27 protein-coding genes are annotated in these 23,847 nt (G+C 46.1%); 12 read left to right on the top strand and 15 right to left on the bottom strand.

Annotation, left to right across the window (positions count from 1 at the left end):
* Window positions 1-21: 21 nt before the first annotated feature.
* The 3 genes from RHM67_RS06970 to RHM67_RS06960 all read right to left on the bottom strand — a co-directional run bounded on the left by RHM67_RS06970 (window position 22) and on the right by RHM67_RS06960 (window position 2,229).
* On the bottom strand, window positions 22-783 hold the full coding sequence (locus tag RHM67_RS06970; RefSeq protein ID WP_322231381.1) for an alpha/beta hydrolase: 762 nt from the start codon (window positions 781-783) through the stop codon (window positions 22-24).
* Between the two features lie 126 nt (window positions 784-909).
* Window positions 910-1,359 carry a GatB/YqeY domain-containing protein gene (locus RHM67_RS06965; protein WP_322231380.1) on the bottom strand — a complete coding sequence of 150 codons (450 nt, stop codon included), beginning with the start codon at window positions 1,357-1,359 and terminating at the stop codon, window positions 910-912.
* Window positions 1,360-1,464: 105 nt separating this feature from the next.
* Entirely contained in the window at window positions 1,465-2,229 is a 765-nt protein-coding gene (locus RHM67_RS06960) for an SDR family oxidoreductase (protein WP_322231379.1), read from the bottom strand.
* 486 nt (window positions 2,230-2,715) lie between these two features.
* On the opposite strand from RHM67_RS06960, the gene RHM67_RS06955 reads away from it, so the two are divergent.
* Entirely contained in the window at window positions 2,716-3,747 is a 1,032-nt protein-coding gene (locus RHM67_RS06955) for an aldo/keto reductase (RefSeq protein ID WP_322231378.1), read from the top strand.
* 92 nt (window positions 3,748-3,839) lie between these two features.
* Here the strand turns inward: RHM67_RS06955 and RHM67_RS06950 are convergent, their stop codons facing one another.
* Window positions 3,840-5,207, bottom strand: a complete 1,368-nt coding sequence (locus RHM67_RS06950; RefSeq protein ID WP_322231377.1) for a Gfo/Idh/MocA family oxidoreductase — start codon at window positions 5,205-5,207, stop codon at window positions 3,840-3,842.
* Window positions 5,208-5,806: 599 nt separating this feature from the next.
* On the opposite strand from RHM67_RS06950, the gene ubiE reads away from it, so the two are divergent.
* On the top strand, window positions 5,807-6,538 hold the full coding sequence (gene ubiE / locus RHM67_RS06945) for a bifunctional demethylmenaquinone methyltransferase/2-methoxy-6-polyprenyl-1,4-benzoquinol methylase UbiE (protein WP_322231376.1): 732 nt from the start codon (window positions 5,807-5,809) through the stop codon (window positions 6,536-6,538).
* Window positions 6,535-7,260, top strand: coding sequence for an outer membrane beta-barrel protein (locus tag RHM67_RS06940; RefSeq protein WP_322231375.1), 726 nt, complete (start codon window positions 6,535-6,537; stop codon window positions 7,258-7,260). The genes ubiE and RHM67_RS06940 overlap by 4 nt, the downstream gene beginning before the upstream one ends.
* On the opposite strand, the gene RHM67_RS06935 is transcribed toward RHM67_RS06940, so the two are convergent.
* Both RHM67_RS06935 and RHM67_RS06930 read right to left on the bottom strand, forming a co-directional pair.
* Entirely contained in the window at window positions 7,241-7,723 is a 483-nt protein-coding gene (locus RHM67_RS06935; protein ID WP_322231374.1) for a GNAT family N-acetyltransferase, read from the bottom strand. The two genes, RHM67_RS06940 and RHM67_RS06935, sit on opposite strands and share 20 nt — an antisense overlap.
* Window positions 7,724-7,958: 235 nt before the next feature.
* Window positions 7,959-8,654, bottom strand: coding sequence for a S24 family peptidase (locus RHM67_RS06930; RefSeq protein WP_322231373.1), 696 nt, complete (start codon window positions 8,652-8,654; stop codon window positions 7,959-7,961).
* Window positions 8,655-8,870: 216 nt separating this feature from the next.
* Here RHM67_RS06930 and RHM67_RS06925 point away from each other — a divergent pair, with 216 nt between their 5' ends.
* Both RHM67_RS06925 and RHM67_RS06920 read left to right on the top strand, forming a co-directional pair.
* Entirely contained in the window at window positions 8,871-9,053 is a 183-nt protein-coding gene (locus tag RHM67_RS06925) for a hypothetical protein (RefSeq protein WP_322231372.1), read from the top strand.
* A gap of 104 nt (window positions 9,054-9,157) precedes the next feature.
* Window positions 9,158-9,571: a hypothetical protein gene (locus tag RHM67_RS06920; protein ID WP_322231371.1), complete on the top strand. Its 414-nt coding sequence runs from the start codon at window positions 9,158-9,160 to the stop codon at window positions 9,569-9,571.
* Between the two features lie 186 nt (window positions 9,572-9,757).
* Here RHM67_RS06920 and RHM67_RS06915 read toward each other — a convergent pair whose 3' ends face one another.
* From RHM67_RS06915 to RHM67_RS06880, 8 genes are all read right to left on the bottom strand, one after another.
* On the bottom strand, window positions 9,758-10,447 hold the full coding sequence (locus RHM67_RS06915) for a VIT family protein (RefSeq protein ID WP_322231370.1): 690 nt from the start codon (window positions 10,445-10,447) through the stop codon (window positions 9,758-9,760).
* Window positions 10,448-10,703: 256 nt separating this feature from the next.
* The gene (locus RHM67_RS06910; protein ID WP_322231369.1) at window positions 10,704-11,042 is read right to left on the bottom strand and encodes a hypothetical protein; all 339 of its coding nucleotides are present in this window, start codon (window positions 11,040-11,042) and stop codon (window positions 10,704-10,706) included.
* 323 nt (window positions 11,043-11,365) lie between these two features.
* Window positions 11,366-11,728, bottom strand: a complete 363-nt coding sequence (locus RHM67_RS06905) for a sensor histidine kinase (RefSeq protein WP_322231368.1) — start codon at window positions 11,726-11,728, stop codon at window positions 11,366-11,368.
* Entirely contained in the window at window positions 11,680-12,096 is a 417-nt protein-coding gene (locus tag RHM67_RS06900) for a hypothetical protein (RefSeq protein WP_322231367.1), read from the bottom strand. Before RHM67_RS06900 ends, RHM67_RS06905 begins: the two co-directional genes overlap by 49 nt.
* Window positions 12,097-12,237: 141 nt before the next feature.
* Entirely contained in the window at window positions 12,238-12,549 is a 312-nt protein-coding gene (locus tag RHM67_RS06895; RefSeq protein WP_322231366.1) for a hypothetical protein, read from the bottom strand.
* A 165-nt stretch (window positions 12,550-12,714) separates the two neighbouring features.
* The gene (locus RHM67_RS06890) at window positions 12,715-13,008 is read right to left on the bottom strand and encodes an RNA recognition motif domain-containing protein (protein ID WP_252758139.1); all 294 of its coding nucleotides are present in this window, start codon (window positions 13,006-13,008) and stop codon (window positions 12,715-12,717) included.
* A 124-nt stretch (window positions 13,009-13,132) separates the two neighbouring features.
* Window positions 13,133-13,723, bottom strand: a complete 591-nt coding sequence (locus tag RHM67_RS06885; RefSeq protein ID WP_322231365.1) for a hypothetical protein — start codon at window positions 13,721-13,723, stop codon at window positions 13,133-13,135.
* A gap of 191 nt (window positions 13,724-13,914) precedes the next feature.
* Entirely contained in the window at window positions 13,915-15,162 is a 1,248-nt protein-coding gene (locus RHM67_RS06880; protein ID WP_322231364.1) for a BamA/TamA family outer membrane protein, read from the bottom strand.
* Window positions 15,163-15,391: 229 nt separating this feature from the next.
* Between RHM67_RS06880 and RHM67_RS06875 the strand changes: the two genes are divergently transcribed.
* The 6 genes from RHM67_RS06875 (at window position 15,392) to RHM67_RS06850 (ending at window position 21,181) form a co-directional block, all read left to right on the top strand.
* Window positions 15,392-15,853: a terminase small subunit gene (locus RHM67_RS06875; RefSeq protein ID WP_322231363.1), complete on the top strand. Its 462-nt coding sequence runs from the start codon at window positions 15,392-15,394 to the stop codon at window positions 15,851-15,853.
* A 66-nt stretch (window positions 15,854-15,919) separates the two neighbouring features.
* Window positions 15,920-17,134, top strand: coding sequence for a PBSX family phage terminase large subunit (locus tag RHM67_RS06870; RefSeq protein WP_322231362.1), 1,215 nt, complete (start codon window positions 15,920-15,922; stop codon window positions 17,132-17,134).
* A 93-nt stretch (window positions 17,135-17,227) separates the two neighbouring features.
* On the top strand, window positions 17,228-17,929 hold the full coding sequence (locus tag RHM67_RS06865; RefSeq protein WP_322231361.1) for a hypothetical protein: 702 nt from the start codon (window positions 17,228-17,230) through the stop codon (window positions 17,927-17,929).
* A complete protein-coding gene (locus tag RHM67_RS06860; protein ID WP_322231360.1) occupies window positions 17,872-18,060 on the top strand; it encodes a hypothetical protein in 189 nt (62 codons plus the stop codon). The genes RHM67_RS06865 and RHM67_RS06860 overlap by 58 nt, the downstream gene beginning before the upstream one ends.
* A 550-nt stretch (window positions 18,061-18,610) precedes the next feature.
* On the top strand, window positions 18,611-19,051 hold the full coding sequence (locus RHM67_RS06855) for a hypothetical protein (RefSeq protein WP_322231359.1): 441 nt from the start codon (window positions 18,611-18,613) through the stop codon (window positions 19,049-19,051).
* A 36-nt stretch (window positions 19,052-19,087) separates the two neighbouring features.
* Window positions 19,088-21,181: a hypothetical protein gene (locus tag RHM67_RS06850; RefSeq protein ID WP_322231358.1), complete on the top strand. Its 2,094-nt coding sequence runs from the start codon at window positions 19,088-19,090 to the stop codon at window positions 21,179-21,181.
* Window positions 21,182-21,261: 80 nt separating this feature from the next.
* On the opposite strand, the gene RHM67_RS06845 is transcribed toward RHM67_RS06850, so the two are convergent.
* Window positions 21,262-21,720 carry a hypothetical protein gene (locus RHM67_RS06845; RefSeq protein ID WP_322231357.1) on the bottom strand — a complete coding sequence of 153 codons (459 nt, stop codon included), beginning with the start codon at window positions 21,718-21,720 and terminating at the stop codon, window positions 21,262-21,264.
* Between the two features lie 36 nt (window positions 21,721-21,756).
* Between RHM67_RS06845 and RHM67_RS06840 the strand changes: the two genes are divergently transcribed.
* Window positions 21,757-23,796 (top strand): hypothetical protein, encoded by a 2,040-nt coding sequence (locus RHM67_RS06840; RefSeq protein ID WP_322231356.1) that lies wholly within the window; start codon window positions 21,757-21,759, stop codon window positions 23,794-23,796.
* The last annotated feature ends 51 nt before the right edge of the window (window positions 23,797-23,847 follow it).

Raw genomic sequence — 23,847 nt, 5'->3', positions numbered from 1 at the left:
GAGGAGATTTAGAGGGGGCTCCTATTTTTTTATCTTATCTAAAAACAGTTTTAAATACTCATTAAATTCTACGGGGCGCTCCATCATTGGGGCGTGGCCGCATTTATCAACCCAGTGCAACTCCGAGTTTGGCAACAACTCGTTAAACTCAATAGCCACCTCGGGCGGGGTAATCTTATCCTCCTTGCCCCAAATTAACGATACCGGCATGGTAATTTTACGCAGCTCGGTTTTCATATTATGGCGGATGGCCGATTTTGCCATGGCCAATATCCTGATCACCTTATGCCTGTCGTTTATGGTTTGGAATATCTCCTGCACCATATCTTCTGTGGCCGTTTCCGGGTCGTAAAAGGTATATCTTACTTTCTCCCTTACAAAATCAATACTCTCGCGTTTGGGGAATGAACCGCCAAAAGCGTTTTCGTACAAGCCAGAGCTCCCCGTTAAAACCAATGCTTTAACATAACCCGGATGTGCAAGTACATAAACCAAGCCAACATGCCCACCAAGCGAGTTACCTAAAAGTACAACATTACTTAGTTGTTTAAACTTGATGAACTTATGTATGAATTTTGACAACGCACGGACTCCCGTAGTTAACAAAGGCAGGTCATATATAGGTAAAACCGGAATTATAACCCTGTAATTTGGGCTAAACTCGCGGATAACATCGTCCCAATTGCTTAAAGCGCCCATTAACCCGTGAAGCAACAACAGCGGTTCGCCCTGCCCCTCCTCGATGTAACTGAAACCCTTTTCCTCTTTAAGCACAAAATCCATAATATAGCTGGTGTAAGTATTTTCGTAAATATATCAGACCGAAATCAATATTAGTCTGATTTGTTGTAAAATTATAATTATTAAGATAGTTTACCAGCTTTAACTCCAATAATTATTACGCGGCAATTAGCCTAACAGTTGTTTTACCACTTCAGAAACCGTTTTGCCATCGGCACGGCCTGCAAGCTCTTTATTGGCAACGCCCATAACCCGGCCCATATCTTTTACAGATGTAACACCCAGCCTTTCAATAACTTCCTGTATAAAACCTTCTATCTCAAATTTCGTCATTTGCTGCGGCAGGTAAGGCTCTATCACATACATTTCGGCAATCTCAATATCGTACAGATCTTCGCGGCCTTGTGTTTTATAAATGTCGGCAGATTCTTTACGTTGTTTGATCAGTTTCTGTAACACCTTTATCTCGGCATCCTGGGTCAACTCATCGGCAGCGCCTTTTTCGGTTTTGGCCAGCAGCAAAGCCGATTTTATAGCGCGCAGCCCCCTAAGCCTGTCGGCCTGTTTACTTAGCATCGCTTGTTTTATATCCTGGTCTATTTGGATAAGTAATGACATGATTTTTAAGTATTTAGTCCGGAAGTCCGACAAGTCGGAAAGTCCGGAAGTGTAAGGTACTATAATTGTATATCTATTTTATTTCGTCTTTCGGACTTTACCGACTTAAATATTCTTCCTAAAAATATTTGTTGCCGTTGCTTGCGCGGTTGGCATAATTATCAGGTCGTTGATGTTTACGTGCGCGGGGCGCGATGCAATGAACCAGATGGTTTCGGCAACATCATCGGCCACCAGCGGCTCAAAACCATTGTACACTTTTTTAGCGCGTTCTTTATCGCCTTTAAAGCGCACTTCCGAAAATTCCGTTTCCACAGCGCCCGGGTGTATTGCCGATACACGGATGCCTTTATCATTCAGATCTATCCGCATCCCTTTATTTAAGGCATCAACCGCGTGCTTGGTAGCGCAATATACATTCCCGTTAGGGTAAACCTCTTTCCCGGCTATCGACCCTAAGTTGATGATATGGCCGTAACCGTTGCCGATCATCCAGTTAGACACCACGCGGCTTACATAAAGCAGGCCTTTTATATTGGTATCTATCATGGTTTCCCAATCGTCGTAACTGCCGTTCTGGATCGGGTCGAGGCCCTGGCTAAGGCCGGCGTTGTTTACCAGCACATCAACCTTTTTCCAGTGCGCGGGCAGGCCTTCCAAGTTCTGGATCACCTGTTCGCGGTTGCGTACATCAAATGATGATACGGCTACCTCTACGTTATATTTGTCGTTTAAGTGGTGCGCGAGTTTCTCCAGCCTGTCCATACGGCGGCCGGTGAGGATCAGGTTATAACCTTCGCGTGCAAATGTGTGGGCACAGGCCTCGCCTATCCCTGCGGTGGCGCCTGTTATTAATGCGATTTTTGCCATAGATATGTTAACTATCGGCAACTAAATTATGTTTTTATTTTGTCTTATTTTGTCTTTTTAAGGTAGTATTTGGGAGGTGGTTGATGGTTGATTGTTCATGGTTGATAGTAAACTTAACCACGCGTCATTGCGTACGAAGCAATCTCTTTGAGCAAGTAGCCTGTTAGTTCCCCGTTAGGAATGGCAGTATAAAGTTTAAGGGCCTGTATGTCCATTTTTTCGTATATGTTTATTTTGGCACTCAAGAGGGCTATGCCGTTCTTTTTTGTCGCAAAAAAGAAACGAACAAAAAAAACACGCGGCTGTAAGCTCCCTATGGTCGGTTCTCCTCGTGCCTCGGTAGAAAATGACAATTTGGTAATGGATGTATTACAATGAATGCTACGCCCTCTTTATTCCTTTTATGTTATTACCATGATACAAACCTTAAAACTATCCCCGAGATTTGAGTTTTTACATTACATCATACCACAAAAACATACACAAATGGAATACAGACAATTAGGCGGATCGGGATTAAACGTGCCGGTACTAAGTTTTGGTACGGCTACCTTTGGCGGCTCGGGCGAATTTTTTAAGGCCTGGGGCGATACCCAGCTTGATGACGCTAAAAAACTAATTCACCTTTGCCTTGATGCAGGGGTTAACTTGTTTGATACGGCCGACGTTTACTCGGGCGGCATTTCCGAAGAAATTTTGGGCCAGGCACTGGAAGGCCTGCGCGATAAAGTGCTTATCTCCACCAAAGCCACCTTTAAAATGGGCGATGGCCCAAACGATTTTGGTTCATCACGTTACCATTTGGTGAAATCGGCAGAGGATAGCCTGCGCCGCTTAAAAACCGACCATATTGATATATACCACATGCACGGCTTTGACGGTAACACCCCGGTTGAAGAAACCCTGCGCGCATTGGACGACCTGATCCGAAGCGGCAAGGTGCGTTATATCGCGGCTTCCAACTTTTCGGGATGGCATTTAATGAAATCGCTTTCGGTTTCTGAACGTTACGGCTGGTCAAAATACGTTGGGCACCAGGCATACTATTCGCTATTAGACCGTGAATTTGAGTGGGAACTGATGCCGCTTGGTATCGACCAAAAAGTAAGCACCATTGTTTGGAGCCCGTTAGCTTCCGGTCAGCTGGGTGGTAAATTTCGCCGTGGGCAGCCTATTCCGCAGGATAATCGCCGCAGCCAGGGTGGCAGCCACGGCCCAGAAACTGACTTTGAACGCCTTTATACTATTGTAGACGCTTTGGACGAAGTAGCCGAAGAAACCGGCAAATCGATAGCGCAGGTGTCCATCAACTGGTTACTGCAACGCCCTACCGTTGCCAATGTTGTTATTGGTGCCCGGAACGAGGAGCAGCTAAAACAAAACCTTGCCGCCTTTGGGTGGAACCTTACCACCGACCAAATTAAAAAACTGGACGCCGCCAGCGACCGCGACCCCATCTACCCCTACTGGCACCAACGCCAGGATACGAGGTTAAACCCGTTGCCAAAGTTTTATTAAATAGCAAAGGCCCCGAAATCGGGGCCTTTTGTTTGTTTTAAACGAGCGCCCCTCTCCGCGCGTCATTGCGGTACGAAGGAATGACGATTTTGCTACTTACTAACCATCTTCATTTTCTCCGGATCCCAAAACATAGGGGTGTTTTTGTAATAGCTGTCGTTACATAGCAGTGCCGGGGCGGCGGCGCGGTAGCCGAAGATGGCATCCTCGGTAATTTTGCCATTTGTGCGGATGGCCGTGATCCAGTTATTCATGTGATCGTACGGGCCGCCCAGGTAACCTTTTTCGGCATTGTAGGTGATTTCTTCGGGAGGCAGAATGTGTTTACGGCCCGCGTCGGTTTGGCCCGCTTTGCGCATTTTTTCGATATAAAATGGATCGTCCGACTGGATAACTTTGTTCCTTTTCAGGGTAACACTATCCCAGGTAATATCCATAGAACCCTCGCTGCCTACCAGTTTAAGGTAAGTAGTACCGCTGGTGCCATCCACAAAATTACAACGTAACGATAGGTTGAACGCCGGGTGCGCAACCGTTTTGCCGTAATCGAAAGTACCTAATAAAACATCCGGCACTTCGCGGCCATCGTTCCAGTAACGTAACCCGCCCGAAGCATAAATTTTATTAGGCCCCATAGATTCTGTGATGAAGTGCAGGCTACTGAACAGGTGCACGAACAAGTCGCCGGCCATACCTGTACCATAATCGGTATAGTTTCTCCAGCGGAAAAACCGTTTGGAATCGTACGGTCGTTTTTGGGTGTTGGCAACATAAGTTTCCCAATCAACTGTTTGGGTTGATGCATCCTCCGGGATCGGGTATTGCCAAACCTCAACAGGTGCGCGGCGTGCCCAAAAGCCTTCGGCATAATTAAGTTCGCCAATGGCACCGCTCTTTAACAATTCGTGTGCTTTTTCATTACCAAGCGATGATACGCCCTGGCTACCCACCTGGAAGATCTTACCGGTTTCCTTCTGCGCTTTTATCACCGCAGGGCCTTCGGCAACGGAATGTACCATGGGTTTTTCGCAATACACGTGCTTGCCGGCGTGCATGGCTTCAACAGAAATTTGCTGGTGCCAATGGTCCGGCGTTGCTATGATAACCGCGTCGATATCTTTGCGGTTTAAGATCTCTTTATAAATTTTGGTGGTATAAACATCTGCCCCCCAACGAGTTTTGGCTTCTTTAAGGCGGCCGTCGTACAAGTCGCACACGGCAATCAGTTTTACGCCGGGTATTTGCAGGGCAACAATGGCATCTTGCGTACCCATGCCGCCCGCACCTATGAGGGCGATGTTCACCTGGTCGTTAGGGCCGTATTGGTTATACTTTTGTTTAAGGTAATGAAAGCTGTGCTTATCGGCAGCCAGTAAACTGCTGCCCACAGTTACCGCTGCTGCAGTGGTAGCCAGTTTTTTAATAAAGCCCCTGCGGGATGCTTCGGGATTTTCTTTCATGATGATGAGGTATATTAGTTTAGTTGTTTGTGGAAAAGTGAAGGTATTGTTTTTGTTTGAAAGTTCATAGCGGGAACAAGTCGCCCCCAAAATATTAGTGTGACTTAGGATTGGGTTCGCACTTTAATGAACGTCAGTCCGCTCAATTGCCGCGGAGGGCTAAACTTTTTGCTTGATCAAAAAGCAACCAAAAAATCAAGACAAAAAAGTCCTTCCCCGCACAGGCCTTTACCCATCGGCCACGGTTTTTTGTCGGCCTCCGCTCTTCAATACTTATCTCACGACATTTTGCAAATTCTTTAATCTGGTAAATTCAAGTTCAGAAAAATCCGAAAAATCGTATAAATCCCACAGATTCTCCGTTCAGAAAAATGCGTTAGGTAGCGAAGCAGATATCGGCCCCGAGCGTATTGCCTGCAGCCGTATGATTCGTTAGCCAACAGACCGGGCCGAAGGCAACGCCGTAATTAGAGATCAGTTTATGTTGGCTTAAACCAACGCCAGGTAAGCCTATTATCATAATTTTCACTATCCATGATGAACCATCAACTATGAACCATTAACTATCACCTCCAATACTTATCTTTGCCGCTACACACATGAGCAAAACTGTAACACCATACCAAAACCAGCAGGGCACCAAAAAAGAGCAGGTGGCCGATATGTTTAACAACATCTCTAAAACTTACGATTTTTTGAACCATTTTTTGTCGCTGGGGATCGATATTATCTGGCGTAAAAAGGCCATCAACGAATTGAAGAACGATAAGCCCCAATTGATACTGGACGTGGCTACCGGCACCGGCGATTTTGCTTTTGAGGCCCTGAAAATCCTGAGACCAAAGAAAATAATTGGTGTGGATATTTCTCGCGGGATGCTGGATATTGCCGACCAAAAAATTGCCAAACGCCGCCTGAGCGATAAGTTTGAAGTTAAGCTTGGCGATTCAGAAAATCTTCCTTTTGAGGCTGACGAATTTGACGCGGTTACCGTGGCATATGGTGTGCGTAATTTCGAGAATCTGGAGACCGGGCTGGCCGATATTCACCGGGTATTAAAACCGGGTGGTAAAGCGGTGGTGCTGGAGTTTTCTAAACCGAAAGGCTTCCCAATAAAACAGCTTTATGCGTTCTATTTTAACTATGTAACGCCGGGTATTGGCAAGCTCTTTTCTAAAGACGCGAGGGCATACACTTACTTGCCCGAATCTGTAGCGGCTTTCCCTGATGGCGAGGCGTTTACCACGCTGATGCAAAAAGCAGGTTTTAAAAATACCAAACAGCGCCCTTTGGCGTTTGGTATTTGTTCCATTTATACCGGTATTAAATGACCAAAACCCGCCTCTTCATCACAATAGTGCTTTTGGGCTGCAGCAATTTGCTGCGTGCGCAGGCATGGGGTGGCGGCGCCGACCAAAACGACCTGAGTTTTGGTTTCTCGTTCTCATATGTATCAAGTAGTTTTAAGATCATAAAACAGCCCAACTGGCAAACGCCCTTTGTTGACCCGGAAACGGGCGCAAATGTGAGCACACCGCTTAACGCCATTAGTTCTAAAAATATGCCGGGTTTTGCTGTAGGCTTTTTAACGCGTTATCGTTTAACAGATCACCTGGAGGCCAGAATTACCCCGTCGCTGGTATTTTCGGACAGGTCGGTTACGTATAATTATGTGGACCCATCGCAGGATGTAGATAAGGCTGTGCAAACCACCACGGTTGATTTTCCACTGCAGCTGAAACTAAAATCGGACAGGTTGGGGAACGCTCGCGCTTACCTGATTGGCGGGTTGAAATATTCGGGTGCCATTGGTTCTAAAAAAGACCAGCCTAACACCGCCCCTACCGAGCGCCTGTTGCGAAACATGCGCGGCTACCCATCGTACGAGGCCGGCTTTGGGTTTGATATTTATTTTGAATATTTTAAGCTATCGCCCGAAATAAAACTGACCAACAGTTTTGGCAATATGTTGGTTGCTGATAATACGCCTTTTGCAACGCCTATCAGCAAATTATCGTTGCATACCTTTATGTTCAGTCTGTTTTTTGAGTAGGCAGCTCCAAGCGCTTTTCGAAGCAAACAAAGCTTAGGCCCGGCCTAAATTCTAATGTAATTTCACCTTTATATACATAACCCAATTTGGGGAAAAGCTGCTGCGTGGCATGGTTTTGCGAGTTGGTATCGATACGCAGGATGCCGATGCCCCGCTCGATAGCCACCACTTCGGCCTGGTACAGCAGATCGGCAGCGAGGCCTCTGCCCCTAAAGTGTGGACTTACCGCAAGCCTGTGCGTTACAATGGCTTCTTCGTTGGTATCAAGGCCTACCTGCGCATATTCTGGATATTGCTCGGTGGTGATGGCGGTTACGCCGACAATTTGTCCGTCGGCTTCTAACACCCAAAGCTGCCCGGCTTTAATATCGTCTTCAAAAACCTGCGCGTTGGGGTACGTATCGTCCCACTGTAAATTACCCGCCGACCGCATAATGGGTACAACATCGTGTATTACCTGCATTATGGCAGGTATATCGTTTACTGTGGCAAGGCGAATCATTTTGGATTTACGATTTTGGATTTATTTCTCTGTCATTTCGATGCGATAGCGAGAAATCTTATACGCAATGCACTTCGCTAAACTATTTTATACTTACTGCTCGTAGAAGATTTCTCCTCGCCATCGCTCGTTCGAAATGCCATTCTTTTTAATTTTCTTATTTGCACATCTGCATATTCGCACATCTGCACATCTACTAATGATTATGCTTTTTATGGATATCCTTCACCAGGCATAGTTTTTTAATTTCATCTATGCGGATGGGGAAAGGGGCATACTTTAGGCGGCCGGCCACCATTTCTGTTACATTGTCTGAGTGGGCGATCACCTCCTCGGGGTTATCGCTGGCCAGCAGGCGTTTGTACATGCGGTAGTCGCCCCACTCAATGTAATATACTTCGCCGGGCAATATCTTTTTATCGTTGATGGTTTTGAGGGCTACCCAGCAGCCGTTCTCCAGGTAAGGGTACATTGAGTGGCCCCAAACCGGCAGGGCGAAGTCGCACTCCTCTATTCCCGGGAAATTCATGCGGCCAACAGATTGCGTATCGTTAATGTCATTATAAACCTCCACGCCCGATGCGGTAGCAATAATATCATACATGGGTATACCTTCCTCGCGGTGTGCGGGTGCGGGTTTGTCCGCATTCCTTTTCGCGCCGCCAAGGTGCTCGGCATATTTCTCTTTAAAGATCTTTAGTTTTTCAGGGTCGATGTTCTGGCGGCTCTTAATGATCTCGGTAATAGAACTTGCCGAATTAAAATTGAGCGCCTCGGCCAGCTCACTATTGTTATTAAAAGCGCGGCCACGCAACTGGTTGTAAAGGATAATAAATTCCAGTGTTTCAGGGCGTACCGTTTTTATTTTGTTCGGTTTTGATAGATCATCCATAGCATAAAAAATAATTACAGAATTTTCTTTATTTAATTAAAGATATTTCTTTATATTTGTTCGTTCGATAATTGCTAATTTAAAACTAAAAATCAACAATCCAAATATTATGCATACAGAACTTAAAGAATATACTTTATAAGTCCCCTCTAATCCCCCCCGGAAGGGGAGACTTTAAAGACAACCATAAATAAACTAAATTATCCATATACAACTATGCATATAGCCTACTACGCCCTGCGCACCAAACAAAAAAACGGCAAAGCCGAACTTAACAACCAGCACCTTGCTGAGCGCTATCAGGCTTACCAAACCGCCTGTAATAAGTATCGCGCAGAGATAGCCGCCATACAGCAATACATGCCCGGATGGATGCCGCCTTTTGAGCGGAAAGCTTAAAGCAGAAAGCCAAAAAGGCTTCTGACTATGAACTATTAACCATCAACTATATGCCTATTCCCTATAAACCATCAACCCTATATCAACCATTAACTAATAACATTATGATAAAAATCGCACAAAAAATCAAAGACCAGCTGTGGTGGCTCATCATCACGGTAGATTACAACTACAGCCGTATCTGCATTGCCGACCACGACCTTACCGACGACCACCTAACCCTATGGCTGGAGGATAAGCAGGATTTTAAAAACTCGCTCGACGAATGCCTACAACTGGAAATCTCACTAAAGAACTTCGCCAAGGTCATCACTACCGAAAACCTGAACAGTTACGAAGGCCAGCGCCTGCACCCCAACAAGCAATTCGTGTACAAAACCCGCGTACAGATCAACGAGGCTATTACCTGGTACCAGCAGGATGCCACCCTGATAGAACAGCAATGGGCACGTGAAGCGATGTTGAAAGCTATCCTAACGCAATTAGTGGAAACAGAGGTAGCAATAGATAAAAACTAATAATAATTATGCCAAATAGCATTAGAAACATGAATTTGGGCTATGAGTGGCAAAGAACTCTTCTTCGATAGGAATGCAGTGAGTTGTTCTAAGCATATGGGTGTAAATTTTCTTTGCCTTAGCCGTAAAGAAAAGTAACCGATGCTTCCGCCAGGGACGGCGGCGTAGTGATTTTACAGAAACAACTTATGCTGTCTTCACCCCAAATATATAACCTACCAGCGCCGTAATCCCCATAGCTACTGTTCCCCAGAAGCAAATTCTTATGATGCCTTTCGGTATGTTTGCCCCGCCGGCTTTTGCGGCAACCCCTCCTGATAATGCAAGGAAAACAGTTGCAGATCCATATAAGAAATATACCATTAAACCCACCGGTGCAAACAGGGAAACTAAAAAGGGTAATAAACCTCCGGAAATAAAAGATGCACCCGAGGCTAACGCGGCCTGAAGTGGTTTTGGTGTTGAAAATTCATTAATGCCTAACTCGTCTTTCGCGTGGGCCTCCAGTGCGTCATGCTTGGTAAGCTGCTGAGCAACCCGGAGCGATAACTCGCTGTCCAATCCCCTTTTTTGGTAGATCTTGGCAAGTTCTTTCAGTTCAATTTCCGGCGTGGTCTCCAATTCTTTTTTTTCTCTTTCCAGATCCGCAGTTTCGATATCGGATTGTGAACTGACCGAAACATATTCACCCGCGGCCATAGACAATGCCCCTGCTACCAGTCCGGCTAATGCCGCAAGAATAATAGGGCCTCTGGTGGTGCTGGCAGCTGCAACACCGATAGCTATACTTGTTGTAGACAATATTCCATCGTTCGCGCCCAAAACGGCCGCACGCAACCATCCGCTTCTATTAGTGTAATGGTCCTCTAGTTCCATATGATTTATCTGTAATTTCAAATAACTACGTTAGTAGAATAGAAATGTTTTAATTATAAGCAATTGATAATTAGACCTTTTATTAATAATGATTTAATAAAGGTTAATGGCTGATCTTCAAAATTTAAACAGAATTGAGTGTTACGAAAGGATCTCAATAAAAAGAACTTTTAACGTTAATGTTATGACTTACAATATTTAAGATAATCAAGCTGCTGTAGCAGGCTATTAATGATAATATCGAGACGTGAAGGTATTACTTCGTCTTAACCAAATGTTCCTGCTTTTCATCAACCCCTACTAACTCCTCAACCTCACTTACAGCTTCTGCAGGTGCAGCGGCATAATTAAGTTTACGGAAACGCCAGATGGCGAAGGCAGGTTCCTGGTACCGATTGATGAGGGTGAAGAATTTGGGGAAATTATGTACCTCATCCAGCAGTACACCGGTTACGATGTTGTTGTTATCGAGGATCTCGCGGATGGTATACTCTTTATCTTTGGTGATCCAGATCTCAAAATCGCGCCTTATTTCGGTGCTTTTATCCGCATCGATCTTATCATTTACACATATCACTTTATCGCCGACCTTCATAGTAGGGCAAAATTAAGAAATTTTAAATAATGATTATCCATTGTTGGTGTTGTCACCAACAACAATTAGGACAGGCGAATAAGTATGGCTAAACAAGCGTGGCGGCTTGTTGGTGACAACACCAACAAGAGCGGAAAAAACTATGATCCCTTTACATGAACCATGAACTAAAATCAATCCCCCGCCGGCATAGATACAAAGAAGGCGATGCCCTCGTTGGATACACTTTCAGCCCAGATGCGGCCACCCTGCAGTTCGGTAAATTCTTTACAAAGCAGAAGGCGTAGGCCTACGCCCTTCTCGTTATCGGTACCAAAGGTTGATTATGCCTGCAGCGAGAACAGGTCGGCTTGCTTCTCGGTACTCATGCCTATGCCGTTATCGAGGATGATAAGCAAGTACTCGCTGCCAATTTGTTTGGCCTTGAAGCTTATATGCCCGCCCAACGGTGTGAACTTAATGGCATTACTAATGAGGTTGCGGATCACCAGCTGCAACATATCGCTATCGGGCACGATGCGGGTATCCCAATCTAACTCGTCGGTAAGGGTGATGTTTTTCTTGAGGGCGATGACCTTCTCCAATTCAATGGTGTTAAACAAGGCATTCCATAGGTTAACACAACCAAGTTTAACATTTACGCCGTCCATTTGCGCTTTAGACCATACCAGCAGCTTGCCCAGCATATCAATAGTACGGCGGGTACTTTCAGCAGGTCGCCCTCTACCATTCGGCGTTCGGCGGTATCCAGCTCGTATTCGGCAACCAGCTCCAGGTAATTCTGGATCTTGCTAAGCGGCGAGCGCAGGTCATGCGCTATGATGGACATCAGCTTGTTTTTTTCGGAGTTGATGCGGGCAAGTTCTTTATTCTGCTCGGAAATATGCTTGTTTTGCTGGGAGATGAAATTTGCTTTATCGGCTGCCGAGCGTTTTTCGTGATTGTGGTTACGCTTCAGGTAGGTAATGGTGTAATAGATTACAATTACCACCACCACATAGGCCGATGAAAGGCCCCAAAAGCGGCTCTCGCGGCTGTCATAGCTATTATGCACCCATTAGGGGTGGTAATACTCTATTACATGCATTACAATAATGATAGCCATGTTTATGCCTATCCAAAACTTTTGCTGTTTTTTAGGCACCACACAAAGCACCAGCAGGATAGAAAGCCGCATCAGCAGGTCTGTTGGCCCCTAGGTGCCCGAGTTGTAAATAAAGTTTGTAGCAAAAAGCAGGTTACCAATAATGGTAAATATAGTAATGGTGGTTTTAACCTTGCCCAGGTAACGCGATCGGTAATACAGGAACGAAAAAACAAGCATTGTTACAAGGCTTATTAAAGCAATAAAAGGCAGCCCTATCAAATAATTAAAAGGAACGTTGTAGGCAAGCGCAAAAATGGCAATTAAGCAAAGGGAGTGGCAGATCCTAAACTCTAAAGGAAACTCTGAGGTTGAGCCTGTAAGCCTGATCCAAAGGCGATTGATATTTCCAAAGGGGCGCAATTCGTTGTTCGTTTAGGGTTCTACAATTTTACAAAATAAAAACCTTCAGCACAACCCGCAGGGATGGTTTTTTAGAAAGAGAAAAAAAAATCACGACCGGGAATAAAGAGCATAAAAAAGCCCCGCATGGCAGGGCGAATTTTATATAAAGAAAAATATTATGGGTTAGTTGCGGCTAAAGCCACCTCTGTTACCACCAGCACCGCCAAAACCAGGACCTTTGTCCTCAGCGATGTTAACTGTTATACGTTTACCATAATAGCTTTGGCCGTTCATGCAGCGGATAGCTTCTTTAGCTTCATCCTCATTTACCATCTCCACAAATCCAAAGCCTCTGCTTTCTTTTGTTTCACGATCCTTAACGATCCTTAGGCTCTTAACCGGCCCAAAATCACCAAAAACCGCATTTAGTTCGGCCTCACTTACTTCTAACGGAAGGCCTCCAATAAATACTTTCATTAATCTCCTTTTGTTTTTTTGTAAATATACGAAAAATGGCCGGATTTCGGCAGCCGTGGGGCAAATGAGACGGCTTGTCAGGTGTTTTTTACAATAAGGTGTCATTACGACACAGGGATGGCAATTACTGCTTTTTAAGCTTCAGATCAAAGGTTCCCTCTACCCTGTAAAGCGATGAATTAGGCTCATCGTCCTTAGACAAAAACGTAAAGAAAGTACCTTTCGCAAGCACATCCTTTTGGCGATATTGGTTGAGCACTATTTTGCCTGCATCGCCCGGCTCGGCGTACTGGGTAAGGGTAAACTGTTTGGTGTGGATCACATCGGCCATCATCAGCAGCTGGCCGCCTGCAACAGGCTTGATAAGGCTATCGGCAGCGGCGCCTTTGGAGCTTACACCAAAGCTTAACGTATGGGCCTTGTTGATAGCAGTGATACCAAAGTAACGGTTATCGCCAACGCTCATGTTAACAAACGCTATCGAATCTTTTGCGGCATCAAATGTGTAAACACTATCTTGCATGGTGATGGTAAGCGTGCCATCAGTTGCCAGGAAATTATCTGGTGATGTTGCCTTTAAGGTACTGTCGGCAGCAAGGGCTATTTTCTTTTGATCTACCTGCTGGTCGCCGGTATCTTTTTGGCACGACACCAACAGCACCGAAAGGAGCAGTATAAGTGAGAAGCACCAATTAGTAAACCGTTTTAAGCCCATAGGTTAATAGATGCCATAAAGTTAATAAAAATATTAGCAATAATGCGTTTTTAATAGTTTCAAAGCAATTATTTAACACTTTTTAACTTTAGCAAGTATACGCATTAAACATGCCAAAGGTTAGCTAATTTCATTAAAATTTCATCATATATTTAAATGATATTTTGTTGGATAGCAGTCGCCAAAAAGGTTTAAAATATTTCGCCCACGGTTACAAATACGCCCTTAGACCCCTGGTTACCAAAGCCATAATCAACGGCGATATTGGTCTTGGATACCTTGTTCAGTTTAAGCCTCAAACCCGCGCCATAACCGGGCTGTACCTGTTGCAAACGGGTACCCGGCGCGCCCGAAAACGACTCGGCATTCAGGAACGCTACACCACCCAATAAACCATCTTTGGTGATGCGATAACGGTACTCGCTTTCGGCATAAACCATTTGCGCGCCACGAAAACGGCCCTGTATATAACCCCTGCCCGTGCCGTTGTATTGGTCCCACGTATTAGCCGGCAGATCCAGGTATGGGGGCTTGCCGTTTAGCACCAGCCAGCTGTAGCTCCAAAAGGCGATAACGTTGTGCGATGACGCCGGGAAGCGGTAGTATTTGCGTACATCTATCACCAGCGAGGTCCAGGGAGATGTGCTGCCCAAAAAGCTTTTGTTATCCTTAAACTGCACCCCGGCGTAAAAGCCACGGGTTGGGTTAATAGAATTATCGCGCATGTCTATCAGCGCGTTAAGCGTTATGCCTGCCGATGTGGTGCTGCTCTTCTCGCCATACAAGGCATAGTCAGACACGCTGCCATCCGGGTTGCCTTTTTCAGACACGTTAAAGTGATGATCGTATATAAAACCCGCCCCGGCATACAAGTTGCCCACTATCCTGGTCAGGATGGTTTCATAAAAGCGCACCAGGATATAATCCATCGGGTTCTCATTACTCGTTTTAGAATCCGTCCCCAAACCGAATGTGCTTTGCGGGTATTTGTAATATTTAAAATCGCCGATGAAATTGAACCGGTCGCCCGCCGTCCAGATGTTGGATTGGATGGGGATGATGATCTGCTTATTTTGTGTATAGGCCGAATTGGATGAGATGGTAGATATACGCGAGTTGCCCAAAATGCGGAACGCGATATTGCCCGACAGCGTTACCGCCAGTTTGGTTTGCAGGGTGTACCCTACCGCCGGCAAAACAGAAAACACGGGCTTTGTGCCGATAACGGTTGTGCTCTTGTTGGCCACCGTCCCTTTTTTGTTGAAGATGGACCTGATGACATCATATAGATCTTTTTGCGCGGAGGTATCCTGCTGGGCAACCACCAGTGTATCGTTAATGCGGGTACGGGTAAGTTTTACAGTACTGCTTTTGTCCTGAGCATGCAGGGCGGCAAAAGGAATAAGAAAAATTGCTATCAGCAATACAGCTAATTTCATTGTTAGGGGATGTGAAGGTTAATTGCCGGAGGAGGAGCGCTGCAAAGATAATTTATTTGTGATGGATAGACACCTGATTGCTGTAGCCTGTTACACATCCACAGCTTTTTAGGATTGAAATGATATTATTCAAGAAATTTCTTTAAATGACTTGTATTATTAAAGAATAAGTATTATCTTTGTATACAACAAATGCCAATCGGCATAATAATCATTAAACGCAAACTTCATGAAAAAACATCTAAGCACTATCAAAGCTTTCAGGGCGCGTATTGCAACATATTTTCGCTTTATAGAGGGGGAATATCACATTGAAAAAGTACCGTCAAAAACAGCTAAAGACAAAACTGATCTTATAGATCAAAAGGTATGGGACCGCCAGCCCGAGCCGGCTACCCTATCCGGCCTGACATTAGCCTTAGGCTTTATTAGTATAACCGAACTTGAGGCGTACGAAAAGGATGGCAAGTTTGCACACCTGGCAAAAAAGGCCCGCTTAAGGGTAGAGGCCGAGTACGAAAAACGGCTCCATTTCCAGTCGTCGACCGGGGCAATATTCTTTTTAAAGAACCTGGGCTGGAATGAAAAGGCTGCTGATCTTTTTAAGGATCTGCCTAAAACCCTAACTATCGAAATTTCTGATCCGGGCCTAAAAGTGGCAACTAACGAAAAAGAAGTATCGCTTAATTAAGCTTCATAAAGAAGCTTTTAAAGGCCCTTTGCATTGCACCCTCAAACTCCCCTACTAAATAACCTAATGAAAACATCTACCCTATTTAAACATAATTATGAGTCTGCCGCCCATGTGGTGATCAACCAGGGCGGTACCAGCTCGGGCAAAACCTACGCTATTGAACAGGTGCTTTTTTGCCTGGCTGTTAAAGCCGAAAAGCAGGTGATCACCGTGGTTGGCCAAGATATCCCCAATCTAAAATCGGGCGCTATCCGCGATGCGCAGCAGATCTACGATGAGTCGGACGTATTTAAACGCCTCATCAAAAACTATAACAAAACCGACCGCATCTTCGAGTTCTACAACGGTAGCCTGATAGAATTTAAGAGCTACGCCAACGCGCAGGACGCCAAGAGTGGAAAACGCGACTACCTGTTTGTGAACGAGGCCAACGGCATTGGCTGGGACGTTTATACCGAACTGGCCCTGCGGACCAAAAAACGCATCTATATCGACTACAACCCCAACAGCGGCTTTTGGGTGCACGAGAAACTGATAGGCAAGCCCGGCGTGCAGCTTTTAATATCCGACCATCGGCACAACCCCTTTAATGATGAGCCGTTGCGGAAAAAGATAGAAGCCCTGAAAGAGGAAGACCTGGAGCTGTGGAAGGTTTACGCCCGCGGCCTCACCGGCAAAATAACAGGCCTGGTGTTTAGCAACTGGCAGGTATGCGAGGCCATCCCGCAGGATGCCAAACTAATTGCCGCCGGGCTGGATTTTGGTTACAGTATCGACGAAACCGGCTGCCTGCTGGTGTACAAGCAAAACGGCGAGCTTTGGGTGGATGAGCTTTTTTACGAAACCGGCCTCACCAATACCGATATCTCGGGCAAGTTAAAAGAACAATTAATCAGCAAATCGACAGAAATTATTGCCGACAGCGCCGAACCAAAATCGATAGAGGAACTAAAGCGGCGGGGCTGGTTTGTAACCGGTGCTAAAAAGGGTGCCGATAGCATCAAGAACTCGATAGACATCCTGAAACGCTACAAAATAAATGTTACCCGCAACAGCGTAAACCTGCGTAAGGAACTGGGCAAATACAAATGGCGCACCGATAACAGCGGCCGCACACTAAACCAACCCATTGATACCTGCAACCACCTGATAGACCCACTGCGGTACGTGGCGTTGAACAAGTTGAATACTAAAGGAAACAGCCAGGTAAAAAGCAGGCTGCCCACCCAACAACACCCACCAGCCAACGGCGGTATCTTAGGCGAACTGATCGGCTAATCGGAAAGATCAATCCATCGGTATAAATCAATATAATCGTTCAATCGGTGCAATCAACCTAATTATCTAAATCGGTGTAATCCCACAAATAATATGATAGAAAAAACGCTCATAACTACACATGGCAAACTGCGGGTAGCCATCCCCTCGCAACTCAACGAAGTAACGCTTGGGCAAATGATGGCCCTGCAGGACAACCCAAACCTGGGCGATCTGGATGCCATCAGCATCCTATCCGGCGTGCCTGTAGCCGATCTTAAAACAGTGCGCGATGCCGGCGATTTTATGGCATTCGCCGATGCGGTACTCAGCTTATCGCACCAGATAAAACACCTGTACAACAGCGATGAGATCCCGAAGCAGGTCAGTCTGGAGATAGATCAAAAAAACGTTACGGTAAAGGTGATCAGTAACCTGTCGGTAGAGCCCGCCGGTGCTTTTATGGCCGCGCGGGATGTTATTGCCGACGAGATAACCGAACACGTAAAAATTTACGGCGAAGAGAACTGGAAGAACTATTTTAACCCCTCCCTTACCGCCTGCTGCAAGGTGCTGGCCTATTACTTTTATTGCCTTGCCACGGGTAATGTGTATGATGAATATGCCGCCGCCGCCTTTACCGAAACCATTAAAAAACTAAGGGTAACGGAGGCACTGCCCATAGCCAAACATTTTTTTATGAGCTATCCCAACTTATCGAAACCGAGAACCGGTTACTGGCATCGGCTGCAACGGCTATGGAAAAACGCGCGGGCATCCAGTCGTTCGAGAAGTTTAAATACATCAACACCATAAACGCCCTCGCCTGCGGCGACATCACCAGGTGGAACAAAATACTGGCCATGCCCTACGAACGCGTCCTCACCAAACTGCTCCTCAACAAAACCGAAGCGGAGTACCAGAAGCGGTATAGTGAGATGATGTAGGAGGTAGCCTCTCCCCGGCCCTCTCCAAAGGAGAGGGAAATAAGGCCTTCGTTGTAGAGCCGCGATACTTCGCGCCTTCGCCAACCTGGCGGCTCACCGTTCTAAAGGAGACGCGAATCGTTCGCCAGCAAATATTGTAGAGGCGCGATACTTCGCGCCTTTGCCAACACGGCGGCTCACCGTCCTAAAGGGGACACGAATCGTTCGCCGGCAAATATTGTAGAGGCGCGATACTTCGCGCCTTTACCAACACGGCTCTACAAGCGGCTCACCGTTCTAAAGGAGACGCGAGGTATCGCGCCTCTACAGCAATTACAAATTTAAAGGAAATATTGTAGAGGCGCGATACTTCGCGCCTTTGCCAACACGGCTCTACAAGTGGCTCACCGTCCTAAAGGAGACGCGAGGTATCGCATCTCTACATCAATTGCCAATTTAAAATGGCAGTCTGAGCTTGTCGAAGACCTATACGCCCGGCTAATGGTTCGAGAGGCTCACCATGACAAAGGCAATCACTAAATCACTCATTCAATAATTCACTAATTGAACCATGCGCAACCAAATAGAATTTGTAGCCCAAACCCTTAATGCCAATCCGTCCTTTTTATACGGTACCGAAAAAGAACTGAACACCCTGGCAGATGATGCCGCGTTCCCCTGCGTTTTTATGTACCCTATGCAGCCCATTGTGGTGTCGCCGCAGGTAAATGGCTCGGTAGATAATGTGTTTACCCTATACCTCGAGTTTTTGTACAAGACAGAGTTTGGCCAATTTTCTGCCGAAAATGAGACTTACGTGCAGCAGGCCCTGCGCATGGCAAACGAGTTTATGGTAAAGGCCGGTAAATACCGCGATGGCGAAGGCCGGTACTTCCGCATTAAAGCCGGCGAAAAGGCGAAGTGCGTGCCGGTATATAACAAGTTTGATGTAAACACTACCGGTGTTGGCCTAACCGTAACGCTCAACACCATGTATTACGATGTTTATTAAACAGGTATCAACCCAAAACCAAACAACTATAAAAAAATGAGTTTAACAGCACACATAGAAAGCTATAACAAGCCGGCGGTAATTACCGACAGCTATGGCAGCATGACGCTTTACGCCGAGGTTTACGTGGCCATATACGATGCCGTAACCGGGCAACCTGCAAATGGCGATTATGCTACCGTTACCTATAAATTTATAAACGAAGATAATACCACAAGCTTTATAACAACCGAGCCCATCCCCGGTATGAAGCTGCTGATCTGGGATGGCGAGATAGGGCATGTAACTTTTAACAGCAAACACAATGTGGTGTCTGCCGCCAGCAAGGCATTTGCTTTCCATTCCCTTACCGCGGGTACGGGCACACCACCGTCCGTACCGCCCTACAGCGACCTCGAAATTACAAGTATCCATATAGACAACCCCGAAACATCGCCGGGTACCCGCGACGCGCAAATAACGGTTAACGCAACGGCATCGCAGTATCCAATAGGGTATAATATCGATGAGCTATTGTCGCAGGTATCGCCAGTATTTGCAGGCCTGGCCGGTGGCAACCACACCGTTACGATAACCAATAGCGCGGGTAATACGGTAAGCAAACAGGTGTTTATCCCTACGGTAAACAACCTGCTGCAGGCCGACCCTTCGGTAACCTTGCCGGGCGGCAACATCTCCAGGTGGAACGCTGCTTTTAACCCGGTCGTGTTCACTTACCAGCGTAAAGACTTTATAGTTACAAACCTGCAGCTGCACACCGTAAACGGCCTCACCCTCGTATTTACAAATACTGATCTGGGTGCCGTTATACCGGGCGATATGGTTTACATAGAAACCCCCACCTGCACGGGCACTTTTAAAGTGACGGAAAAGTATTTTTCTAACGATGTTGCAAACGCCCTGGTAATTGATACACCGTTCGCGGGTTATAGCACGGGTTTCATAAATATAAATCGTTTAAGGCCTTACTATAAAGTTACCACCCGCATTACATTTTATGATAAGATAACCGGGCGCGAAAGCACCATTACATCCACCAACCGCCCAAATAACAAGGGCGTTACCCGTGCCGATATTGCTAACTTTTTGCAAAGCCTGCTACGCGCTAAAGATGACAGCGATTATGCGCAAACCAACTACCGCGACCTAAACCTGAGCGCCGGCTACAAAATTGCCTACGCCGAAGAATGGGACGGGCACACGGCTGTTTACAACACCATCGAGCATCCCTATTATGTGTTATATGCCGCCAAACAACTGGGCGAACGCTACGGTGGCAACCTGGCGGCTTACGTACCCTTTGCATCGCAGCCAAACGGTGCCGAAAAAGCCGGCTGGATTACCGATTTTGCCGAACCGGCCTACAGCAACGGCTACCCTTTTGACATTGGTTTTATTTATGGCGATGAACTTACCGGCCGCAACTTGTTTGCCGAGTTTACCCCGCTGGATATTAACCGCAACCCATTGCCCGGCGGCCCGCAAAGCAGTTATTTGTTAAACGATGATGGAGGGTGGTTGCTGAACCAGGATGGCAGCAAGTATGTAATAGCCAGGCAAAGCCAAAGCACGGTACCCGTGCCTGCGCAGTTAGGATTGAACCGCCTGCTTATTAATACAAAGTTTTCTAATGATGTTTATTACGTTAACGTTGCTCTAAAATATGCCGACGGCGATACCACACACACCGTTACCAAAACACAAACCATCAGGATAGATGACGCGGTGGACGACCATTCGGTTTACCTGCGCTGGATAGGCCTAAGCGGCAGCTGGAACTATTACCGTTTTGTGTACAACCAGGAAGTTAGCCTTGATGTGCAAAACGCCGTGATCATCAAAAACTACGTAAGCGATTGGGAACACCAGGACAGCATTGAGGAAGTGATCAGCAAAACGGCGGGCCAAAAAATAAAGGTAATGGCCGAGGACCTGGGCGTTGCAGATATAAAAGGCCTGCAAGCCATCAAGTACTCGCCCAAGGTGCAAATGCTGGTGAACAAAAACCCGGTAAAATGGCAAACCATCGTCATAAATACCGCCACCTACAGCGAATACGAAACCCGCAACGGCCAGGCGCCGTTTAGCTTAACCTTTAATTTGCCGGCTATTAATATACAGGCGCAGTAATTAATTCGGATTTGTGATGTTCGATTTCGGACTTATCAGACTAAAACCTGTATAACAATCCGTGTATTCTCCCGGGTCATTTATTTTATCAAATGCACGCGGGTAACATACTTGTCATATGGAGCCGGGCTGGATACCGGGCCTTCTGTAGAATAATATAATTCAGCAGTGCCCAATTTGAGGTTCGTATACTTAAAATCCGACCCATCATACCATTGGTTGTTGTAAAAACTAGTCACATGGGTAAAGCTTATTGTAGCGTCTGAAACGGTATATGCGAATTTAACATTCGTTTCACCGTTTTTCTTAAAACTACCAGTACCATCTTCATTTAAAATTACATATTCCGTGTTATTACCGCTGTTATTTTCAGTTTGGGTATCAATGAGTTTCCCACCCGCGTAAAATTCGAAAACGCGGTTATTAATTTTCCATTCACCGGTAATTTTGTTGGTAGGTTCTGCGGGAGTATCTTTTTTACAAGCGTAAAAACTTAATCCCAATAGGGTAACAAATAGTAAAGCGTAAATTTTTTTCATGATAAGGTTTTCGCGAAGATAATATAAAAAAAAACCATGAACCAACTACAACTATACCTAAACGACGAATTGGTTGACCTGGCAGACGATAGCCCCGTTGCCCTCACCTTCCAGATCAACAACCTGGCCGAAGTAAAAAACCAGCAGGGCAATACCAGCAACCAATTTAAACTTCCGCTTACACAGCGCAACCGCCAAATATTGGGTTTCCCGGATGATGTGGCCTTTACCACCGCCCTGCCTTATAATAATTACCAGGCCAAAATAATACAGGACGGGCTGGAGATAGTACCCAGCGGGCTTGCTATTTTAAACAACATTGAACAGGATAGCGCGGCCATTACCGTACTTAGCGGCAACGTTGATTTTTTTGACAGCCTGGATGTTAAGATCTACGACATGGGCGATAGCACCACCACCATTGGCAAACAAGGCCTTTTTACCCCGTTTGACCATACCTGGGACTTAGCAACAGTAGTTGCATCGCAAAGCAATACATCGGGGTGGATATGGCCGGTGGTTGATTATGGCCGTATAGCGCCCGATTTTAGCAACAACCCGCAAGTTGATGTGCGCTACCTGCGCCCCGGCTTTTTCCTGAAAACCGCTATAGATCTTTTTGTAAAAAGCGCTGGGTACCGCATTAACCCCCATTCGTTTTTACTTAAGCAGCCTTTGTATGATAAGCTGATAGTACAGTTTGCTAACGATAATTTTGAACACGGCGGCAATACCCAAAACAAACCGGATGAGTATGGCATTACCGCCTTTGTGGGCAGCACCCGGGTTATTAACCACAATAACGTGGCCGATAACCGTGGTGTGCTACCCTTTACCGACACCACCACCGACCAGCACAGCCAGTTTAACGGGTACGTTTACCGTGCTAAACAAATAACCACGGTTAATGTGGAGGTAAGATTCCAAAAATTTAGGTTATACGGCCGGGTTACGGGTTACCCGGCATATGTAGTTATCCGCATTGCGGTTAAAACAGCGTTCGGTACCGTAAGCGCAAACGAAACAAATTACGATTTTTCGGTATGGGACACGCGCGACAGGGAAAAAGGAAACGGCGGTAATATTTATGGCTGGCATGATTTTGAACCCCGCAACATGGCGGCAGATGTTGAACTTACCTTTGGCGACGAGGTAAGCGTGGAGTACGAGTTTTTTGGTAACACCCATGCTAACTTTACGCTTTACAGCGGCTCATCGCTCATCATTAAATCTAAGGACATAAATGTACTTTACAAACAGCAGGTGCAGTGCGAGCGTATCTTCCCCGACATCACCCAAAAAGACCTCCTTAAAGATACGCTGCAGCGTTTCGGTATCATCTGCCAAACCGATAATACAAACCGCATGGTTACCTTCGCCTCGTTCAGAGATATTGTGAACAACATCCCGGCGGCCAAAAACTGGACAGCCAAATGCCTGGACCAAGGCAAAACCGTAGCCTTCCAGCTGGGGGGCTACGCGCAAATGAACACCATGGAATATAAGGTGGATGAAGCTATACTGCCCAAGGCCTTTGGCAACGCGCAAATAACCGTGGCCGATAAAACCCTGCCGGCAACCGGCAACCTTTTCGAGAGCCGGTTTGCCCCTACCCTTAACCGCCCCTACATTGGCGGCAGCATAGCCCAGATCCTAAAGGTTGATACCACGAGCGATATAAACGCCATTGATTTTAACATCGGCACACAGCCCCGGCTGCTTATAGATCAAAAGTTAAACCTGCTTAACCTAAGCAAACAGGTAACCTTTACCGATGGCACAACCAACATAGTAAATAACGATACTATAGCTGTACCGTACTTTTACAAGCCGGGCCAAACCGACAGCCTGCTATGGGAAAACCTGCGCATAGAATATTACCCCGAGCTGGAAAAAATATTACAGCAAACCAAAAAGGTTGAACGCTTTTTTATGCTTACCCCACGCGACATACTGGAGCTTGACCTGCTGATCCCCGTTTACCTGGAGCAGGATGGCGCCTACTACTACATTAACAAAATTGACAGCTGGCGCAAAGGCCGGCCGGTAAAGGTAGAGCTAATTAAATTAGGGTAATTAATTAAGAAAAAGATGATACCTTCTACGATAAATTAGGTTTTAGATAAG

The sequence above is a fragment of the Mucilaginibacter sp. 5C4 genome (assembly GCF_034345625.1).
GTDB lineage: Bacteria > Bacteroidota > Bacteroidia > Sphingobacteriales > Sphingobacteriaceae > Mucilaginibacter > Mucilaginibacter aurantiaciroseus.
The sequence above is the reverse complement of the archived record's forward strand: the minus strand, read 5'-3'. Positions and strand labels throughout refer to the sequence as shown.

Coding starts and splice junctions, on each gene's coding strand:
- RHM67_RS06970 (WP_322231381.1), bottom strand. CDS start 783: ATGGATTTTGTGCTTAAAGAGGAAAAGGGTTTCAGTTACATCGAGGAG.
- RHM67_RS06870 (WP_322231362.1), top strand. CDS start 15,920: ATGAAAACATCTACCCTATTTAAACATAATTATGAGTCTGCCGCCCAT.
- RHM67_RS06850 (WP_322231358.1), top strand. CDS start 19,088: ATGAGTTTAACAGCACACATAGAAAGCTATAACAAGCCGGCGGTAATT.
- RHM67_RS06935 (WP_322231374.1), bottom strand. CDS start 7,723: ATGCAGGTAATACACGATGTTGTACCCATTATGCGGTCGGCGGGTAAT.
- RHM67_RS06955 (WP_322231378.1), top strand. CDS start 2,716: ATGGAATACAGACAATTAGGCGGATCGGGATTAAACGTGCCGGTACTA.
- RHM67_RS06940 (WP_322231375.1), top strand. CDS start 6,535: ATGACCAAAACCCGCCTCTTCATCACAATAGTGCTTTTGGGCTGCAGC.
- RHM67_RS06845 (WP_322231357.1), bottom strand. CDS start 21,720: ATGAAAAAAATTTACGCTTTACTATTTGTTACCCTATTGGGATTAAGT.
- RHM67_RS06860 (WP_322231360.1), top strand. CDS start 17,872: ATGGAAAAACGCGCGGGCATCCAGTCGTTCGAGAAGTTTAAATACATC.
- RHM67_RS06890 (WP_252758139.1), bottom strand. CDS start 13,008: ATGAAAGTATTTATTGGAGGCCTTCCGTTAGAAGTAAGTGAGGCCGAA.
- RHM67_RS06960 (WP_322231379.1), bottom strand. CDS start 2,229: ATGGCAAAAATCGCATTAATAACAGGCGCCACCGCAGGGATAGGCGAG.
- RHM67_RS06965 (WP_322231380.1), bottom strand. CDS start 1,359: ATGTCATTACTTATCCAAATAGACCAGGATATAAAACAAGCGATGCTA.
- RHM67_RS06855 (WP_322231359.1), top strand. CDS start 18,611: ATGCGCAACCAAATAGAATTTGTAGCCCAAACCCTTAATGCCAATCCG.
- RHM67_RS06910 (WP_322231369.1), bottom strand. CDS start 11,042: ATGAAGGTCGGCGATAAAGTGATATGTGTAAATGATAAGATCGATGCG.
- RHM67_RS06915 (WP_322231370.1), bottom strand. CDS start 10,447: ATGGAACTAGAGGACCATTACACTAATAGAAGCGGATGGTTGCGTGCG.
- RHM67_RS06840 (WP_322231356.1), top strand. CDS start 21,757: ATGAACCAACTACAACTATACCTAAACGACGAATTGGTTGACCTGGCA.
- RHM67_RS06865 (WP_322231361.1), top strand. CDS start 17,228: ATGATAGAAAAAACGCTCATAACTACACATGGCAAACTGCGGGTAGCC.
- RHM67_RS06930 (WP_322231373.1), bottom strand. CDS start 8,654: ATGGATGATCTATCAAAACCGAACAAAATAAAAACGGTACGCCCTGAA.
- RHM67_RS06925 (WP_322231372.1), top strand. CDS start 8,871: ATGCATATAGCCTACTACGCCCTGCGCACCAAACAAAAAAACGGCAAA.
- RHM67_RS06905 (WP_322231368.1), bottom strand. CDS start 11,728: ATGCTGGGCAAGCTGCTGGTATGGTCTAAAGCGCAAATGGACGGCGTA.
- RHM67_RS06950 (WP_322231377.1), bottom strand. CDS start 5,207: ATGAAAGAAAATCCCGAAGCATCCCGCAGGGGCTTTATTAAAAAACTG.
- RHM67_RS06875 (WP_322231363.1), top strand. CDS start 15,392: ATGAAAAAACATCTAAGCACTATCAAAGCTTTCAGGGCGCGTATTGCA.
- ubiE (WP_322231376.1), top strand. CDS start 5,807: ATGAGCAAAACTGTAACACCATACCAAAACCAGCAGGGCACCAAAAAA.
- RHM67_RS06880 (WP_322231364.1), bottom strand. CDS start 15,162: ATGAAATTAGCTGTATTGCTGATAGCAATTTTTCTTATTCCTTTTGCC.
- RHM67_RS06885 (WP_322231365.1), bottom strand. CDS start 13,723: ATGGGCTTAAAACGGTTTACTAATTGGTGCTTCTCACTTATACTGCTC.
- RHM67_RS06920 (WP_322231371.1), top strand. CDS start 9,158: ATGATAAAAATCGCACAAAAAATCAAAGACCAGCTGTGGTGGCTCATC.